General features: G+C 65.2%; 1 protein-coding gene. It reads right to left on the bottom strand.

The genetic code is table 11. The annotated features are described in order from the left end of the window. A partial coding sequence (locus VSR68_RS42640; protein WP_342945393.1) for an MFS transporter occupies nt 1-328 on the bottom strand: 328 nt, incomplete at both ends.

Here is a 328-nt window from a genome sequence, read left to right on the forward strand (position 1 = left end):
CCGACCGAGCCATAGCTCGGAATCAGGCCGATCGCGAAGGTGCCGAGCGCCATCATGATCATCGTCATCGCGAGCACGCGCTGGCGTCCGATGCGGTCGCCGAGCGGGCCGAACACCATGCCGCCGACCGGGCGCACGAGGAACGCGGCCGCAAACGTGCCGAAGGTCGCGATCAGCTGCGCGGACGGGCTGCTCGACGGAAAGAACACTTTGCCCAACGTGACGGCGATGTAGCTGTACACGCCGAAGTCGAACCATTCCATTGCGTTGCCGAGCGCCATCGCGCCGACGGCACGCTTGAGCAGCGTGTTATCGACGACCGTGATGT

This window comes from Paraburkholderia phymatum (assembly GCF_038900715.1).
Classification (GTDB): domain Bacteria; phylum Pseudomonadota; class Gammaproteobacteria; order Burkholderiales; family Burkholderiaceae; genus Paraburkholderia; species Paraburkholderia phymatum_A.